13 protein-coding genes are annotated in these 17,251 nt (G+C 67.5%); 2 read left to right on the forward strand and 11 right to left on the reverse strand.

Annotated features, from left to right (window positions below):
- Nucleotides 1-22: 22 nt before the first annotated feature.
- From QF050_RS08710 to QF050_RS08720, 3 genes are all read right to left on the reverse strand, one after another.
- The gene (locus QF050_RS08710; protein ID WP_308930090.1) at nucleotides 23-1,819 is read right to left on the reverse strand and encodes a molybdopterin-dependent oxidoreductase; all 1,797 of its coding nucleotides are present in this window, start codon (nucleotides 1,817-1,819) and stop codon (nucleotides 23-25) included.
- A 118-nt stretch (nucleotides 1,820-1,937) separates the two neighbouring features.
- The gene (locus tag QF050_RS08715; RefSeq protein ID WP_308930091.1) at nucleotides 1,938-2,852 is read right to left on the reverse strand and encodes a multidrug DMT transporter permease; all 915 of its coding nucleotides are present in this window, start codon (nucleotides 2,850-2,852) and stop codon (nucleotides 1,938-1,940) included.
- A gap of 46 nt (nucleotides 2,853-2,898) precedes the next feature.
- The gene (locus QF050_RS08720) at nucleotides 2,899-3,963 is read right to left on the reverse strand and encodes a sodium:calcium antiporter (RefSeq protein ID WP_308930092.1); all 1,065 of its coding nucleotides are present in this window, start codon (nucleotides 3,961-3,963) and stop codon (nucleotides 2,899-2,901) included.
- 369 nt (nucleotides 3,964-4,332) lie between these two features.
- On the opposite strand from QF050_RS08720, the gene QF050_RS08725 reads away from it, so the two are divergent.
- On the forward strand, nucleotides 4,333-5,013 hold the full coding sequence (locus tag QF050_RS08725) for a peptidoglycan-binding protein (RefSeq protein ID WP_308930093.1): 681 nt from the start codon (nucleotides 4,333-4,335) through the stop codon (nucleotides 5,011-5,013).
- Nucleotides 5,014-5,019: 6 nt separating this feature from the next.
- Entirely contained in the window at nucleotides 5,020-7,488 is a 2,469-nt protein-coding gene (locus QF050_RS08730) for a hypothetical protein (protein ID WP_308930094.1), read from the forward strand.
- Nucleotides 7,489-7,507: 19 nt separating this feature from the next.
- Here the strand turns inward: QF050_RS08730 and QF050_RS08735 are convergent, their stop codons facing one another.
- The 8 genes from QF050_RS08735 to QF050_RS08770 form a co-directional block, all read right to left on the reverse strand.
- Nucleotides 7,508-8,773: a serine protease gene (locus QF050_RS08735; protein ID WP_308930095.1), complete on the reverse strand. Its 1,266-nt coding sequence runs from the start codon at nucleotides 8,771-8,773 to the stop codon at nucleotides 7,508-7,510.
- A gap of 313 nt (nucleotides 8,774-9,086) precedes the next feature.
- Nucleotides 9,087-10,907 (reverse strand): glycoside hydrolase family 15 protein, encoded by a 1,821-nt coding sequence (locus QF050_RS08740; RefSeq protein ID WP_308930096.1) that lies wholly within the window; start codon nucleotides 10,905-10,907, stop codon nucleotides 9,087-9,089.
- Entirely contained in the window at nucleotides 10,894-11,487 is a 594-nt protein-coding gene (locus QF050_RS08745) for a hypothetical protein (RefSeq protein ID WP_308930097.1), read from the reverse strand. The genes QF050_RS08740 and QF050_RS08745 overlap by 14 nt, the downstream gene beginning before the upstream one ends.
- Before the next feature lie 25 nt (nucleotides 11,488-11,512).
- The gene (locus tag QF050_RS08750) at nucleotides 11,513-12,619 is read right to left on the reverse strand and encodes an enolase C-terminal domain-like protein (RefSeq protein ID WP_308930098.1); all 1,107 of its coding nucleotides are present in this window, start codon (nucleotides 12,617-12,619) and stop codon (nucleotides 11,513-11,515) included.
- Between the two features lie 3 nt (nucleotides 12,620-12,622).
- A complete protein-coding gene (locus QF050_RS08755; RefSeq protein ID WP_308930099.1) occupies nucleotides 12,623-14,413 on the reverse strand; it encodes a thiamine pyrophosphate-requiring protein in 1,791 nt (596 codons plus the stop codon).
- 2 nt (nucleotides 14,414-14,415) lie between these two features.
- Nucleotides 14,416-16,068: a GMC family oxidoreductase gene (locus tag QF050_RS08760; RefSeq protein ID WP_308930100.1), complete on the reverse strand. Its 1,653-nt coding sequence runs from the start codon at nucleotides 16,066-16,068 to the stop codon at nucleotides 14,416-14,418.
- Complete coding sequence (locus QF050_RS08765; protein WP_308930101.1) at nucleotides 16,065-16,718, reverse strand: gluconate 2-dehydrogenase subunit 3 family protein; 654 nt, start codon at nucleotides 16,716-16,718, stop codon at nucleotides 16,065-16,067. Before QF050_RS08765 ends, QF050_RS08760 begins: the two co-directional genes overlap by 4 nt.
- On the reverse strand, nucleotides 16,715-17,182 hold the full coding sequence (locus QF050_RS08770; protein ID WP_308930102.1) for a hypothetical protein: 468 nt from the start codon (nucleotides 17,180-17,182) through the stop codon (nucleotides 16,715-16,717). Before QF050_RS08770 ends, QF050_RS08765 begins: the two co-directional genes overlap by 4 nt.
- Nucleotides 17,183-17,251 lie beyond the last annotated feature (69 nt).

Raw genomic sequence — 17,251 nt, forward strand, 5'->3', positions numbered from 1 at the left:
CCCCGGCGCGAGGATCGTGGTGCTAAATGGATTGGCGGTAGCCGAAGAATTCGTGGTCGTTGTTGTATCCGCCCTCGCCGCCGCCGATGTGGGAGAAGTCTTTGACGAATTCGATGCCTTTGACCCATTTGACGAGTTTGAAGCCGAGCTGGACCTCGTTGCGCAGGCGGAGCGGGGCGCCGTGTCCGTAGGTCAGCGGCGCGTTGTTCATGTCGTAGGCGAGCATGGTGAGGTGGTAACTCATCTGTTCGATCGGCTGGGCGTCATAGTAGATGCCGCCGTCGGATCCTTCGGCGAAGGAGTAGAAGATCACCCACTTCGCCTCGGGGTCCGGCCGCACCAGGTCGATGATGGTTTGCATGGAGACGCCGCCCCATTTGGCCACTCCGGACCAGCCCTGGATGCAGAAGTGCTGGGTGATCTGCTCGTGGTACGCCAGGCCGTGAAGCTGGGCCAGGTCGAGTTCCAGCGGGTTCTTTACCAGGCCGGAGACCCGGAGGCGGTAGTCGGCGAAGCCTGTTGCCAGGAGCGCTTTGTATTCAGTGGATTCGGGATACTTTCCGTTGTGCCACATGTAGGGGGAAATGTCATTCTCGGTGTACCGGCCGGGTTTTGAATCGAGGTGCTCGAACAAACGTTGCGCCGGGCCAATGAGTGCAAATCCGATCCGCTGGACCATCCGGGGATGCCGGTAGGTGAGCGGGGTGACGCCCACCCAGATCACGATCATTACGGCCAGGGAGGCGGCGAAAATCCAGAACCCGTACCAGTCGCCGGAGTTGCGGCCCGCATACATGTAGTTGAAGTTCCGCAAGGCATCCGTCGCGACCACGAGGGAGACGTGCATCACGATGAACAAGAGGAACCAGACAAGGACCAGGAAATGCAGGGACCGGGCAGCCTGGATGCTGAGGACCCTGCTGATCCACCGGAATTTTGTGGACAGGGCCGGGGACATGCCCAACCCGGTAATGAACGCCAGCGGTGCGGCGATGAAGACCGTGATGAAGTAGGCCAGGACCTGGAGACTGTTGTAGGCGACCCAGCTGTTGTCGGTTGGCCAGTCCAGGGAGGCGTACTGGATGGACATCGAGAGGGCGTTGGGGATGATGTCCCAACTGGTGGGCACCAGGCGGAGCCACTGACCCGTGGTGAAGATCAGTAGGTAAAAGATCAGGCCGTTGAGCAGCCAGAGCGTGTCCATGCCCAGGTGCCACCACCGGGCCAGCCCGATCGAGTGCCGCCGGCCGGGCAGACCTACGCCGTCGGGGAGGGTAATGGAGTCCTGCTTTGCCGTGTACAGCGGGTCCGGGGGCACCGGTTTCTGGATCCTGAACCACGCCTTGCCCGGGGTTGAATGCCGGGTCCAGTACAGCCTTGGATGATCGGCAAGGATGGTCACCCCGGAACGGATGATGGGGATCAGGAGCACCATGTTGAAGAAATGCTGCCACCCGATCCAGGCCGGGAACCCGGCGCGGTCTTGGGCCCCGGGCGGAACAACCAGGCCTGGATATTCCCTGATGAACTCCGCCACGCCGGGGACACCACGCAGCCCCCTCGCAACCGCCACGGCAGTGAGCAGCAAAACGAAGCCGATCGGCAGCAGCCACAGCAGGTTGAACCATTTGCTGCTTCCTATCCGCACCCGCGGCGCCACCCCGTACTGCGCAGGGACAGACCCTGCCCAGGAATCATCGACGACGGTGGTCGCTTTGGTTGAGAGTTCCTCCCGGAAGCTGGCCGGCGCTGCCCGGCCCGTGCCCCGGACAGCAGGCTGGGAACCGTCCCGGGTGCCTTGCTCATCCTCACGCGCCACTATGTGCCTTCAGCCGTTAGTTTCGGTGCCGTTTCCGGGAGGAATGTTTCCTGTTCCCCAGAGTACGCCTCCACGACGGACAGCGGTGCCCAGCCCCTGTTCGGGTATGGCGTGACGGTCACCGTTTAAGCCTTGGCTGGACCGGCTTCTTGACCGTGGCCAGCAGGAAAACGCCCGCGACGGCGGTAGCTCCGGACAGCAGGAACAGGACGATGGCCAGCGGGGGTGCTGCGGCCGCTTCGCCGAGGATGGTGATGCCGATGGCGACGGCGACCAGTGGGTCGATGACTGTCAGGCCGGCCACTACCAGTTCTGACGTTCCCCGGGTGTGGGCATTCTGGACCAGGAAGCTGCCGGCCAATGCCGCAATGAGCAGGCCCGCCAGGCAGGTCAGGGACAGCCATTCGAAGTCGCCCTGGAACAGCCGGGCGATGACGGTCTTGGCCAGGGCTGCGACGAAACCGAACAGGATCCCGGCGCCGGCGGTGAACACCACGGCGCCCGAACGGTGGCGCCACAGGGCGAAAGCCATGCCTACACAGGCCAGGACGACGGCGAGCACGATCAGGATGGTGACCAGGTGCCGGTCGCTGATCTCCACGTCCTCCGCCGAGAACGCCGCGACGGTGACGAACACACCTACCCCGCCAACGCAGAGGGCGACGGCGGTGAGGGCGCGGCGCCCGGGCAGCCTGCGGGTCATCCGGGCGGTAGCGAGAGTGGTGACCACCAGGGCCACCGCACCGATGGGCTGCACCACGATCAGGGGCGAGAACCGGAGGCTGGTGAGCTGGAGGAGGATCGCAGCGCCCAGCATCCCCGTCCCGGCCAGCCACACCGGCCGGCGGATCAACGCCTGCAGGCGTCCGCCGCCCATGCTGCCCGCCGCACGCCCGGATGCGGCCGGCTGGTCTTCCACGGCCCGGTGCTGGAACAGCGTCCCCAGCGCGAGCAGGACCGCGCCGACTGCGGCAATCGGAATCCCGAGCCAGTGATAAGACGTCAGTGCCGATACGGCCGATGCCTGGATCATGGTCCGACATTACCCAAAGCGTGCACCTCCGGACGGTTGCAGGGTCTTACGATGTGGTGGCGACGGCGAACAGTCCGGCGATGCCGAGCAGGTACAGCACCAGCACCACCAGGGAGTCCACCCCCATGGCCAGCACCTTCTTTTTGGGCCGGAAGAGAAGCCCCAGCAGGTAGACGAGGGTCAGCAAAATAGCCAGCGCGGTGAGGTAGATGTCCGTCGCGTGGGCCTGGGGGAGCACCGGCTGTCCGGTGATCAGCACCGCCACCAGGAACAGCACAGGCAGGAAGGCGTTGCCGCCGAAGATATCGCTGAACGCGAGTTTGTAGTCGCCCTGCTTCACCGACGTCAGCCCCGTGGAGATCTCCGGCAAGGAGGTGGCCAGCGCCAGGAACGTGGCACCGAACAGCACGCCCGACAGCCCGATGTGGCCGGCGATCGCATCTCCACTGCGCTCCAGCACCACACCGGACCCCAGCGTGGCCAGCGCCGCAATACTGAAGATCAGCACCGACTTGCCGGTGCTCAGGTGCTTGTTCTTCTCGCTGTTCTGCTTCTTTGAGTGGCCTCGGGGCTTGTCCTGGGCGCCCGGGGCATCACCCTGTTCGTGCCAGGGGAGGCCCTTTTGCGAGCGTTGGACAAGGAACAGGCCCAGGATCCAGATCACCACGATGAGCACTGCCGCGGGCGTGAGCCGGAAGGCAACCAGGTTGCCGGGCATCTGGCTGCCCGCGATCACCACGCCCAGGACGGCGACGACGGTGACCGCTTCGATGACGAGCGTCAGGGATGCCGCCCGGTAGCTGAGGGGGTCCTTGCCTTTGGTGCCCAGGGCGTCCAGGACCACCAGTACGACGGTCTGGATGGCGATGCCGCCCAGGATGTTGCCCACCGCCACGCCGATGTTGTTGGAGAGGGCAGCGGAGACCGTGATGGCTAGCTCGGGCAGGTTTGTGGCGATCGCCAGGAGAATGAGGCCGCCCAGGGCGGACCCCAGGTGCAGGCGGTCATCGAGGATGTCGGTCTGTTTGGATAACTGGACCCCCGCCACCCAGATCACTGCCGCCGCGGCGGCAAATATCAACAGGAGGACTGCAAGGGGCAGTGATTCCAACCCGGTTTCCTTTCCTCGTGGCTACGTTCAACCGATTGACGCAAACCCCCATCTTTGATGCGTACCCACATTTCCGCCGCTCACCTGCATTTCCGCTGCTCAAACCCGCCGGCGACGCACACCCGCATTGCCGATACGCAAATTCATCAGCGACGCTCACCCGCATTTCCGCCGCGCAAATTCCCTGACGCGCACTGAATATTTGTCGCGTTAATGCACCTGCGGGTCGAAGGGTAATCTGCGCGTCGCCAGTGCGCACCCAGATCTGTGCCGCAGTCTTCGCAAAACTGCTAATCATGCTTACTATTGTGGGGCGCGGGCTGCCCGCTGGGGGCAGAGCACCCGCGCCGCACCGGAGGTCTCTCAAGCATGGACAACGAAATGCGTCCCCTCACCGATGAAGAACTGATGTCGGAGCAGGCCACAGCCCTGCCGGACAAGGAAGTGGCATCCGTCCTGGACCTGAATGCGGACCTGGACCTGGGCATCAACGCAGCGGCTCCCATTGACCTGGCCGTCGCCGCCAACGCGAACGTGGCGGCCCCCATCGACGCGGCGGCCTCCGCCAACATCCTCTCCTTCGGCTCTGACGCGCAAGCACTCTCGCACCAGGACGCTGCGATTGACCAGGGCATCGTGGCCGACGCCAACGCCAACTCCGCCCAGGACAGCGTGATCGGCCAGGGCGATGGCAGCACCGGCACCACCGACACAGGCACGGGTACCACCGGCACCACGGATGGAGCCACCGGAACAGCACCGGCCCCCACGAGCACCGGTGGCGTCACGGATGCAGCGGGCGCGCTGAACGGCAACCTGTTGAACGTGGACGTGAACCTGGACGCCGACGCCGCCATCGCCGCACCGATCAACGGTGCCGTGGCCGCGAACGCCAACGTTGCCGCCCCCATCGACGCAGCCGTGGCCGCGAACATCGGCTCCATCGACAGCCAGTCCTACGCCATCTCGGACCAGAGCGCCACCATTTCGCAGCACATCGACGGCGCCGCGGACGCCACCGCCGGCCAGCAGTCCAACCTGCAGCAGTAAGCCAAGATGACCCAAACCCACGGCGGGCCGCCTCCCGAGGCGGGCCCGCCGTCGTCACGCGCCACTTTCGCCCAGGAGCCGCCGGGCCACGGAATTACGACGCCGGGCGCCCACCTTCCAGCCCGGGCCGACGGCGTGCAGCTGCTTGGCACGGCGGAGGGCTCCGGCTACCGGGAGCCGCCCGCCCTGGTGCGCCGCAGCGACGGCCAGACCCTCCAGCTCACCCGGTTGCTGTACCTGGTGCTGGAAGCGGCGGACGGGACGCGGGACCTTGAAGGAATCGCCCGGCATGCCAGTGAGGGGTCCGGGCGGCTGGTCAGCGCGGAGAACGTCCGCACCCTGATGGACTCGCAGCTGTTGCCGATGGGTCTCCTCCGGCTTGCGGACGGCACCCAGCCCGAGGTCAAAAAGTCGAACCCGCTGCTGGGCCTGCGGTTCCGCTACATCGTGACGGATCCCGAGCGCACCCGCAGGATCACCGCCCCGTTCGCCGTCCTGTTCAACCCGCTGATCGTGATGGCTGTAACGGCGGCGTTCCTGGCGGCCTGCTGGTGGGTGCTCATGGTCAAGGGCCTGGGCTCGGCCACCCACGAGGCGTTTGCCCAGCCCGCCCTCCTGCTGCTGATCCTCGCCGTCACCATCCTGTCGGCCGGCTTCCACGAATTCGGCCACGCGGCGGCCACCCGCAAGGGCGGTGCAACCCCCGGAGCCATGGGCGCCGGGCTGTACCTCTTGTGGCCGGCGTTCTTCACCGACGTCACGGACTCCTACCGGCTGGGCCGCGGCGGCAGGATCCGCACCGACCTCGGCGGCCTGTACTTCAACGCGATCGTGGCGGTGGCCATCATGGCCCTGTGGTGGGCCACCGGCTTCGACGCGCTGCTGCTGGTGGTGGTCACCCAGATCCTGCAGATGGTCCGCCAGCTGATCCCGCTGGTGAAGTACGACGGTTACCACATCCTGGCGGATGCTACCGGTGTGCCCGACCTCTTCCAGCGCATCAAACCCACCCTCCTGGGGATCCTGCCGTGGCGGTGGGGAAACCCGGAAAGCAAGGTGCTCAAGCCCTGGGCGCGCGCCGTCGTCACTGCCTGGGTCCTGGTCACCGTGCCGGTGCTGCTCTTCAGCATGGTGATGATGGTGCTGTCCCTGCCGCGGCTGCTGGCTACGGGATGGGCCAGCGCCGGCAAGCAGCAGGAACAGCTCGCTGCGAGCCTGTCCGCCGGGGACTTCCTGGGCGCTGCGGTGCGGGCGCTGGCCATCCTGGTGGTGGCGGTGCCGGTGCTGGGCGTGCTGTACATCGTGGCCCGGCTGCTGCGGCAGCTGGTGACTGGCCTGTGGCAGAAGACCCGCGGCAAGCTGGTCCAGCGGACCGTCGCCATGGCGGCCGTGGCGGTCCTGCTTGCCGGGCTGGCCTGGGCGTGGTGGCCCGACGGCGGGACGTATCGTCCGGTGCAGGCGTACGAACGTGGGACGCTGGGCGACGCCACCCGGGCCATCCTTCCCGTTCGCGACGACGGGGCGTTGCGGCAGGGCGGTGCTGGACGGACCGTTGCGTTGTGGCCTGCCGGAGCCGCCAAGCCCACGCGGGACAACCCGCAGCTGAGCATGGTGCTGGTACCCGTTGCCGCATCCTCGCCCAGTTCAACTTCCAGCGCTGCTTCCGGCGGGGCCACTCCCGCGTCCGCACCGTCCTGGGTCTTCCCGTTCGACCGGCCCGCAGCGCCGGCCGCCGACGGAAACCAGGCGCTCGCCGTCAACACCACCGACGGCTCCGTGGCCTACAGTGTGGCGTTCGCGCTGGTGTGGGCCGAGGACGGGGATCCCGTGACCAGCACCAACGAGGCCTACGCGTTCGCCAACTGCACCGGGTGCGCGGCGGTGGCCGTCGGGTTCCAGGTCGTTTTGGTGGTGGGCCAGGCCGATGTCATTGTGCCGCAGAACCTCTCCGCGGCTGCCAACTACAACTGCCTGGACTGCCTGACCTATGCGCTGGCGAGCCAGTTGGTCCTCACTCTCGACGGTCCGCTGGATGCGGCCGGCAAGCAGCAACTCGAGGCCTTGTGGGCGCAGATCGCGGAGTATGGGCGGCATATCCAGGACGTGCCGCTCTCTGAGATTCAGGCGACGCTGTCCGGATACAAGGAGCAGATCACTGCCATCGTCAAGGGGAATTCCGTAGCCGGAGGGACCTCGGTGGCAACATCCCCGGCCACCGCGGGAACGAGCGGTGGCCCGACTCCGGGTTCCACCACCTCAGCGGTGCCGGGCGGCCCGACTGCAGTTCCCGCGACGGCACCTGGCGAAACCTTCGCACCTGCCCCGGCAGGAGCCGGGGCGGCCACGGCACCGGCGGGCCAGTATGGGGAAGGCGGGCAGCCGACGTCGTCCGTTGACTATGCGACGCCGGCACCCACCGCTGATTCCGGGTTTGGCTCCACTCCTGTTCCGGCGCCCACCTCCAGCGCCGGCTGACTGGCGGGCCCTCAGCCGGTCAGCAGGCCTTGGGTGGCCCTGCGGGAGTGGATGCCTCCGCCATCCGCCAGATGGTTCCATCCCAGGACATCTTGTAACGGAGTCCCCAGTCTGAACACGTTTGGCCCCCTGGGCCGTCGGCGGCGGACTGTTCCGTGCGGAGGACGGTATCTACCGTCAGCTGGTTGCCGGAACCGCTGATGCTGTTGACGGTCAGGGCGCGCCAGAAGGATGTTCCCAGCCCGGAGCTCCACTTGGCCAGTCCGCCCTCGCTGTTCTGCAGCTCCGGGGTCAGGACCGCAAACGCGGTGTCGTAGGCGGCCCGGTTGATCGCCTGGCCATGGGTGAGCAGGCTTTGGATGACTTTGGCTGCCTGCTCGTGGTCCGAATGGTTGGTGGTGATGATATTGCTGCTGGACGTTTGCGCCTGGTTGTCGCAGCTTGCCTGCGGCAGCGGCGTGGTGCGGCGCCCCCAATCTGAAAGTGCCGCTTCTGCCGACGGTGCCGGAGCGGCGTAACCCACGCCTTCGGCGCCGTAATCATTCTGGTCATGTGTGCCCAGGACCCACGCCCGTTTGGAACTGACCACGCCCACAACGCTGCCGTCCATGAGGAGCAGCGGGCCGCCGCTGTTGCCCGGGTTGATGGCCGTGTCCGTCTGGATCAGGCCGCCGACTGTCCCGGCGGGAAGGTTGACCTCCTGGTTGAGGGCGCTGACCCGTCCTGAGGTAAAGGCGAGGCCCCGGTCCAAGGGGAAACCGAGTGCTGCCACTTCAACACCCTGTGCGGGAAGGTCCCGGGCGAAGCTGAACCTGAACCCCGTGAGTGCGGTCGGTGTCCGCAGCAGGGCCAGGTCAAGGTTGTCGTTGATGCCCAGGACTGTCGCCGATGTGTATTGGCCGCCCATGGATACATTGATGGCTGCCTCATTCTTGGCCACGTGGGCCGCCGTCATGATGAGATCGGGTCCCACCAGGAAGCCCGTGCCCACCCCGCCGCCGTCGCATAGCGTTACGGCAAGGCGCGCCACCCCTGAATGGACCAGCTCAACAGTTTCCGCCCAGTCCCTGGGGGGTGCGGCACCCGGGGCATGCGAGGGAGACGATGAGGGCGTGGCAACGGGCGTTGGCGCGGCAGGGGAAGCCGAGGGGGAGGAGGACGGCGGGGGAGCAGAGGGTGGGGACGAGTTGCCCGGGGATGCCTGGGGCGGCAGGCAGGCCGTGGCCAACAGCAGGACGGCCAGCGACGGAGCAAAGCGGATAATCCGGTGGGCGGCTGTGAACATCGGGCTTCCTTCCCCCAAGGTGGTCCCTGTCCAGCCCCCAGATACCGGTCCAGTAGGCTCACGCTAGCCACGGCAGGACCGGGCCACAAGCACATCAACTACCTAATCTGGCCCGGATGCTACCCCTATCGGCGGGATGTCCTGCGGAACCGGCCCAGTTGTCGTGGGCTGCGGTCAATGTGACGCGCGCCCGAACCTATTCTTGTTTCGCTGGGCAGGATAGCGAATCATATGCAGTGGCGGTGTTATTGCCTTGCTGGGAAGGACCCTTGGACTTTGTGGGGGGCACCGCAAAAGGGGCTGGCTCCTGGTCTCATGGATCATCGGGAGCCGGCCCCGCCTCCGATTGGTTCCTCTTCGAATTGAGCAACCATTTGTTGCCCTGCTGCAACTGCAGGGCGCAGTGGATGAGCGGGAAATGGCTGAAGGCCTGGGGCGTATTGCCGAGCTGGCGCTTGTTGCGGGGGTCCCATTCCTCACTGAGGAGCCCCACATCGTTGCGCAGCGAGAGCAGGCGTTCAAACAACTCCACGGCCTCGTCCCGGCGCCCGATGCCCCCCAGGGCGTCGGCAAGCCAGAAGGAGCAGGCAAGGAAGACGCCCTCACCTCCCGGCAGGCCGTCGTCGCTCGCGTGCGGGCGGTAACGCAGGACGAAGCCGTCCTGCGTGAGGCCTTGTCGAATTGCCTCCACCGTTCCTGCCACGCGGGGGTGGTCGCGGGGCAGGAACCCGACGCGGGGAATCAGGAGCAGGCTCGCGTCAAGTTCAGTGCTCCCGTAGGACTGGACGAATGTGTTGCGTTGTTCGTCGAAGCCGTTGGTCATCACGTCATCGTGGATCGTCTTCCGCAGCGCAGCCCAGCGATCGCCGGGTCCGGGAAGCCCGGATTCCCTGACCGCTTTGACCATCCGGTCCGCCGCGACCCAGGCCATCACCCGGGAATGGGTGAATTTTCGGCGGGGGCCGCGCATTTCCCAGAGCCCGTTGTCCGGCTGGTCCCACGCGCCTTCGAGGAATTCCATCAGGGCCACCTGAATATCCCAGGAATCGTCCTTGGTCCCAGGGTCCGCGGCACGGGTGATGGCCAGCCCGTCCAGCACCTCTCCATAAACGTCCAGCTGCAGCTGCGCCGCCGCGGCGTTGCCCGTGCGGACCGGCTTGGAGCCCTCGTACCCGGCCAGCCACGGAAGTTCGGCCTCGGGCAGGCGGCGGGTGCCGTCCAGCCCGTACATGATTTGGAGGTCCGCGGGATCCCCGGCGACAGCGCGCAGCAGCCACTCCCGCCAGGCGGCGGCTTCTTCGTTGTAGCCGCAGGCCAGCAGCGACTGCAGCGTCAGGGTGGCGTCCCGCAGCCAGCAGAAGCGGTAGTCCCAGTTGCGGGTCCCGCCGGGGTCTTCGGGCAGGGAAGTGGTGGCAGCGGCCACGATGCCGCCGGTGGGGGCATAGGTGAGAGCCTTGAGCGTGATCAGGGAGCGTTCCACGGCGTCCCGGTAGTCGCCGGTGACGGTGTTGCGGCCGGTCCATTGCTCCCAGAACGCCTGCGTGGAGGCGAGCGCGCGTTCGGGGTCGGTCCGGTCCGGGACGGGCTTGTAGCTGTGCGCCCAATGCAGGACGAACGGGATCCGGTCTCCGGCATTGACCGTGAACTCGCTGGTGGTCCGCATGTGGTGGCCCTTCAGCGGGGCCGACGTCCTCAGGTATGCGGCGTCAGGGCCGGCAATGGCACTGATGCCGTGGTCCATGCGGCGGACCCAGGGGACAACGTGGCCGTAGTCGAAGCGCAACAGCAGTTCCCCTTCCATGGGGACGCGTCCCTTCAGGCCCTCCACGATCCGCACCACGTCCACGGAATCACCACGTGCCGGCATGAAGTCCGTGACCCTGACGCTTCCGTCCGGGGTGTCCCATTCCGTCTCGAGGATCAGCGTGCCGGGCCGGTACTGTCGCCGGGTGCAGTTGCCTGCCCCTGCCGGGGCCAGCCGCCAACGCCCCGCTTCCGGGGAGTCGAGCAGGGCCGCAAAGCAGGCCGGTGAATCGAAATTGGGCAGGCACATCCAGTCAATGGACCCGTTGCGCGCCACCAGGGCCGCGGTGTGCAGGTCGCCGATGATTGCATAGTCTTCAATTCCTGCCATCTGTACCTCCCGGTTTACGGGTCATCCGCCACGCCAGGAGGACGGCGGCGCCCAAAGCAGCCGCAGGCAGCAGCAGCCGCCTGCGGCCCGGCCTGGCCGGCGTGCGGTTATCGGGCTCTCGGGCCGGCCCCGGCGCGCGGGTGGTGACCTCGCTGTCAGCCAGCTCCCACGCGGAAGCAGGCGGAAAGATCCCGGCCGGCAGCTTCTCTTTCCGCAGTTCCCGCCGCGCGGCCAAGCGATCCCGTACCCCGGCAGTTGGTGCAGCCACCGCCGCATCTGCTGCCAATGCGGCGGGAAGGTCGATGATGTACGGCTCGCCATAGAACGCCGCAGATGCCACCGAGTCCAGCCATGCATTGGTCGGTGCCGCCACACCGGCGCGCGCGAAACCTGACTGCAGCATGTCCCGGATGTCCGCCAGGCTCCGGCCTTCGGCCCCCCGGGCGACCTCGAAGATCACCGACTGCAGCAGCGCCTTCTGCCTCCCGCCAGGGTCCTCGGCGCTTGGATCCCGGCCTGCGGGGTCCGGGTCAAGCGGCTTTGCGTTGGACGGGTCTTCGCCGCCTGGGCTGCTGCTCATGGCTTCCTTTCATCGTGGTCATCTGTCACCGGACCCGGTAAGGGGCGGCGTCCGCGGCGCGGAAAGCCAGTCCGTTGCCGGGCGCGTCCGACGGCCGCACCCACCCGCCGTCGGGGTCAAGCGTCCCGTCAAAGAACAGGTTTTCGATCCGGACGTGGTCGTGGAACCATTCCAGGTGCCGGAAGTTGGGGGTCGCGGCGGCGACGGCGGCGCTCAGGTGGGGTGCGCAGTGGCCCGAGAGCTCCAGGCCGTGGGCCGCGGCGACGGCGGCAACGCGCAGCCATTCGCTGATCCCGCCGCACCTGCTGACATCCGCTTGGAGGCAGTCCACCGCGTCCGCACCGCACATCCGCTGGAAGTAGGGCAAGCCGGTGCCGTACTCGCCGGCCGCCACGTCGGCGTCGACTGCGGCACGGACGGCCCGCAGCCCGGCGAGGTCGTCACTGGAGACGGGCTCTTCGAACCAGGTGACGTGCTCCGCTTCCACCTCCCGCATCACCCGGACCGCCTGCTTGGCGGTGTAGCCTCCGTTGGCGTCCACGAACAGTTCGGTACCGGGCCCGACGGCGGTGCGCGCCTGGCGGATCCGCTCCAGGTCCCGCGCCACGTTGGTTCCGCCGTCCTGGCCGATCTTTATCTTCACGCGGGGGATGTGCTGTTCCAGGGCCCAGCCTTGGAGTTGGTCCCTTAAGTGGTCCTCGTTGTAGGTGGTGAACCCGCCGCTGCCGTAGACCGCCACGCTGTCCCGCACCGCGCCGAGGAGTTTGTGCAGCGGCACCCCCAGCAGCCGGGCCTTCAGGTCCCAGAGGGCGCAGTCGACGGCGGACACGGCGTAGGAGGCCAGCCCGGTCCGGCCCGGGTTGCGCACCGCCCGGGCCATCGCCGCGGCAGCGGCCGGCACGTCCAGGACATCGGTGCCGTGGACGGCCGGGCCCAGCAGGTCCTCCACCAGGGCTGCAGCTGCTGCCGGGGCGTAGGTCCAGCCCAGGCCCGTTTTCCCGCCGCCGTCCGCTTCCACCAGGACCAGGGTGGTGGAGTCCCAGCCGTAGGTGCCGTCCGCTTCCGGTGCGTCGGTGGGGATTGTGTAGGCACTTGCCCTGATCGCGGTGACGGGGGCAGGGCCGGGGGACACGGGTCAGCCCTCCTTGTGTGGCAGGAATTCCTGGATCTTGGTCTTGACCCCTTCCTTCACCACGCCCCAGGCGCTGTCGTCGCCCTTGACCATGGCCTCTGCCGTCTTCCGGGCCTGCTCAAACGTGGCGTGCGGCGGGATCGGCGGAATATCGGGATCGGTGCGGACGTCCAAAAGTGTGGGCCGGTCAGCGGCGAGGGCTTTCTCCCAGGCCGGCCCGACGTCGTCGGGATCCTCCACGTGGATGCCCTGCAGCCCCAGGCTTTCCGCGAAACCCGCGTAGTCGACGTCGGGCAGGGCCTGGGACTCGCGGAAGGCAGGCACCCCGCCCATGGCGCGCATTTCCCACGTGACCTGGTTCAGGTCGTTGTTGTGCAGGACGGCCACCACCAGCCGCGGGTCCTCCCACTCGCGCCAGTAGTGCTTGACCGTGATGAGCTCCGCCAGCCCGTTCATCTGCATCGCACCGTCACCGGCGAACGCGATGGCGGGCCGGCCGGGGTGGGCGAACTTGGCGCCGATCGCGTACGGGACGCCAGGACCCATGGTGGCCAGGTTGCCGGACAGCGAACCCCGGACGCCGTCCCGGAACTTCAGCTGCCGGGCGTACCAGTTCGCTGACGAGCCCGAATCGGCGCTCAGCATAGCGTCCGCGGGCAGCCGGGTGGAGAGCTCCGCGAACAGCCGCATGGGGTTGACAGGGTTGGCACTGACCATGGCCTCGTCATGCATGGTTTCCCACCAGCGGCTGATGTTTGACTCCAAATTCTCCCGCCAGGACCGGTCCTGCTTGCGGTCCAGGTGCGGGATCAGGGCCCGCAGGGCGGTGCCGGCGTCGGCTACGATGTTGAATTCGTTGCCGTAGCGCAGGCCGATCATTTTGGGGTCAACGTCGATCTGCACGCCGCGGGCCTGCCCCGGTTCGGGCAGGAACTGCGTGTAGGGGAAGCTGGACCCCACCGTGAGCAGGGTGTCGCAGTCCCGCATCATCTCGTAGCTGGGCCGGGTGCCCAGCAGCCCGATGGACCCGGTGACGTAGGGCAGGTCATCGGGGAGGGAGTCCTTGCCGAGCAGGGCCTTGGCCACGCCCGCGCCGAGCAGTTCGGCCACCTCGTTGACCTCTGCCGCTGCCCCGCGGGCACCCTGTCCGATCAGGATGGCCACCTTGGAGCCTTCGTTCAGGAGCTGGGCCGCGCCGCGGATCGCCGCACTGTCCGGCTGGATGTCCGGCCACTGGACGCCGACGCTGGAGGGGACCATCTTGAACTCATGGGTGGGGCCGGCGTATTCGAGTTCCTGCACGTCGGCCGGAATGATCACGGCGGTGGGCGCCTGCTGGGCGACGGCGATCCGGATGGCGCGGTCGATGACGTTGGGCAGCTGCTGTGGAACGGTGACCATCTGGACGTAGTCGGAAGCCACATCCTTGAAGAGGGTCAGCAGGTCAACCTCCTGCTGGTAGGAGCCGCCCATGGCACTGCGGGCGGTCTGGCCTACGATGGCCACCACAGGGACGTGGTCCAGCTTGGCGTCGTAGAGCCCGTTGAGCAGGTGGATCGCCCCCGGACCGGAGGTGGCCATGCAGACCGCCACCCGGCCGCCGAACTTGGCGTAGCCCACGGCCTCGAACGCCGCCATCTCCTCGTGCCGGGCCTGGATGAATTTCGGCTGGTTGTCCGCCTTGCCAAAGGCGGCGAGGATGCCGTTGATGCCGTCTCCGGGGAACCCGAAGACTTTGTCCACGCCCCACTCACCCAGGCGGGAGAGCAGGTAGTCGGCCACTGTGGTTGCCATGATCAGTCTTCCTTTGCGCTCGGGGCGCCGCGGCGGGCGCCTTGGACCAGGACGCGGGCGGCGCGGGCCGCCAGCGCCATGATGGTCAGGGCCGGGTTGGCGCTGCCCTGGGTGGGCAGGACGCTGCCGTCGGTGACCAGGAGGTTGGGTACAGCGAAACTGCGGAGGTTCCGGTCCACCACGCCCGCATCCTCGGTGGCGGCCATCCGTGCTCCGCCCACCAGGTGCGCGTAGCGGTTGATGGTGATGACCTCCTCCGCCCCTGCCGCCGTCAGGATTTCCTCCATGACCTGCTGCGCGGCGGACATCAGCTGCCGGTCGTTGCTGCACTGGCTGTAGCTGAACCGGGCCACCGGGATACCGTGGCGGTCCGTCTCATCCGCCAGGGTCACCCGGTTCTCCTCGAGCGGGAGGAATTCGCACAGGGCGCCCAGGCAGGCCCAGTGCGGGTAGTCGCTCATGTAGCGGCGGAGGGCAGGGCCCCAGTGCCCCTGGGCGGCAACGTGTTCGGCCCAGGTAATCGGCAGCGGAGACACGCTCTGGATGGAGAAGCCCCGCTTGTAGGGCTTGGCCAGGTCGGTCTCGTAGAACTCCTCCGTGCTGACCTCCGGGGGAGGGGCCTTCCACATCCGCACCTCGGACTGGAACCGTCCCGCCGTTTGCGGCGCGCCCTGGACCATCAGGTACCGGCCCACCTGGTCGAAGTCATTGCACATCCCGTCCGGGAACCGGGATGACGTGGAGTTCAGCAGCAGCCGCGGCGTTTCGATCGAGTATCCGGCCACGGCCACCATCCGGGCCCGCTGGAACTTCACCACGCCCCCGTGGACGTATTCGACGCCGGTGGCGCGCCCCGTGCGTTCGTCAAAACCGATGCGGGTGGCCATGGAGTGGGCCCGGATCTCCGCGCCGTGCGCGAGGGCATCCGGCACATGGGTGATCAACGGGGATGCCTTGGCGTTGACCTTGCAGCCCTGGAGGCAAAAGCCGCGGTAGATGCAGTGCGGCCGGTTCCCGAACCTGCCGTTGGCAATGGCCACCGGACCCACCTTCGCCGTGATGCCGCAGGCGTTGGCGCCGCGCAGGAACAGCTCGCCGTTGCCTGATACCGGGTGCGGCCGGTGCGGGTAGCCATGTGGATCGCCCCAGGGCCAGTTTTCCCCGGCGACGGGCAGTTCCCCTTCGATGTCCTCGTAGTACGGCCGCAGCTCCGCGTAGTCCAAGGGCCAGTCGGCACCCACCCCGTCGGCACTGAAGGTCCGGAAGTCGCTGGGGTGGAAACGCGGCGTGTAGCCGGCGAAGTGGACCATGGATCCGCCCACCCCGCGGCCCGAGTTGTTCGAACCCAGCGGCACGGGATCTGACCCGGTGATCACCCTCGGTTCGGTCCAGTACAGGTGGTGGGACCCGGCTTCGTCGCTGACCCAGTCGCGCTCCGGTTCCCAGAACGGGCCGGCCTCCAGCGCGACGGCACGCCAGCCCACGCGTGCCAGGCGCTGCAACAGAGTGCCGCCGCCTGCTCCGCAGCCCACGATGACGATGTCCACTTCATCGGTTTCGCCGTACTGCCGCATGTCCTCCCGCAGGCGCGGGTTGCTGCCCGGCCCGGCGGGAAGCAGCCACGCCGATTCGTTGCGCTCCCGCACCCGGTTCATCGGCCGGCCCCGTGGGTTGGGCCGCGTGTCGGGTCTGCATCCGGGCGGACGTCCCGTACTTCGAACGGCTCCAGCCGGTCCACGCCCAGGTTCTTGTAACCCCGCGGATAAGCCGGGCCGGCGAAGCCGATCTCGTCCCAAGCCAGGGGATGGGAGTAGAAGGCGGTGCAGGCGTACCGGGTCCACAGGCTCCACACCCGGTCTGCCGGCAGGCCGTGCCACAGCTCCTGGTGCAGATCGCAGACGTCCTGCAGGAGCGCGCCCTGCTGCTCCGGATCCAGCAGGGCGAAGGTGCGGCCTCCCCTGCTGCCGGCTTCGCGGTCCAGGGCGGCCAGCGTCACGCGCCACGCTTCGCCGTCGCGCGGCATGTTGTCATAGTGCCAGCCATCGGTTTGCTCCTCGGCCAGCCGGGCGTCCACGAAGTTCACCACCGGCACGCGGGGTTCGCCGTGTTGGGCCAGCAGTTGGTCGAAGAGGGCCCGCGCGGCGGCCTCTTCCGCGGGCGTGAAGAAACGGATGTCAGCCGGCATGCCCAGGCGGGATTCGACGACGGCGGCAGTGGTGCGGTCCCAATGGCCGGCTTGGGCGAGGGCGCTGAAGCCGGGGTACCGGCCGCCGCCGTCGGACAGTTCCAGGGGCAGCCTGCTCATGGTTCCCGCCTGAGCACCGAGGCCAGCACGCCCATTCCGCCCACCAGGGTGACCAGCAGCGGTGCCAACAGGGGCGGCCCCATCTCCAGGTTGTAGCGCAGGTTGGACAGGCCGCCGGGCTTCTGCCGGATGCCCCGCAGGTGCAGCCAGGTTCCCTGCAGCCCGTTGGCGATGATGGCGGCACTGGCCAGCGGCAGCGCTGTCTTGGCCATCCGCCGGCTGAAGACACCTGCCACCCCGGCGGCTGCTCCCACCGGTCCCAACGCCACCGGGACCCACATCCACTTGTTGCCGAAACTGGCCTTGTCATGCTCAAAGTAGATTTCCGCCGCCGTGACCAGGGCGCCGGCCGCGGTCAGGCCGGACAGGGAGCGTTCAAACCGGCCGGTCTGCACGTTCCGGATGAGCCGGTCGATGCCGTGGACGGTGCTTGTCACCGGGTCTGTCTGCTGGTGGGTCTTCATGGTTCTCCTTATTGTCCTGGCGCCGCGCAACCTTTGCAGTCTGGTAACTAACCGGGGAAACTGGTGGGT

This window comes from Arthrobacter sp. SLBN-112, from assembly GCF_030944625.1.
Lineage (GTDB): Bacteria > Actinomycetota > Actinomycetes > Actinomycetales > Micrococcaceae > Arthrobacter.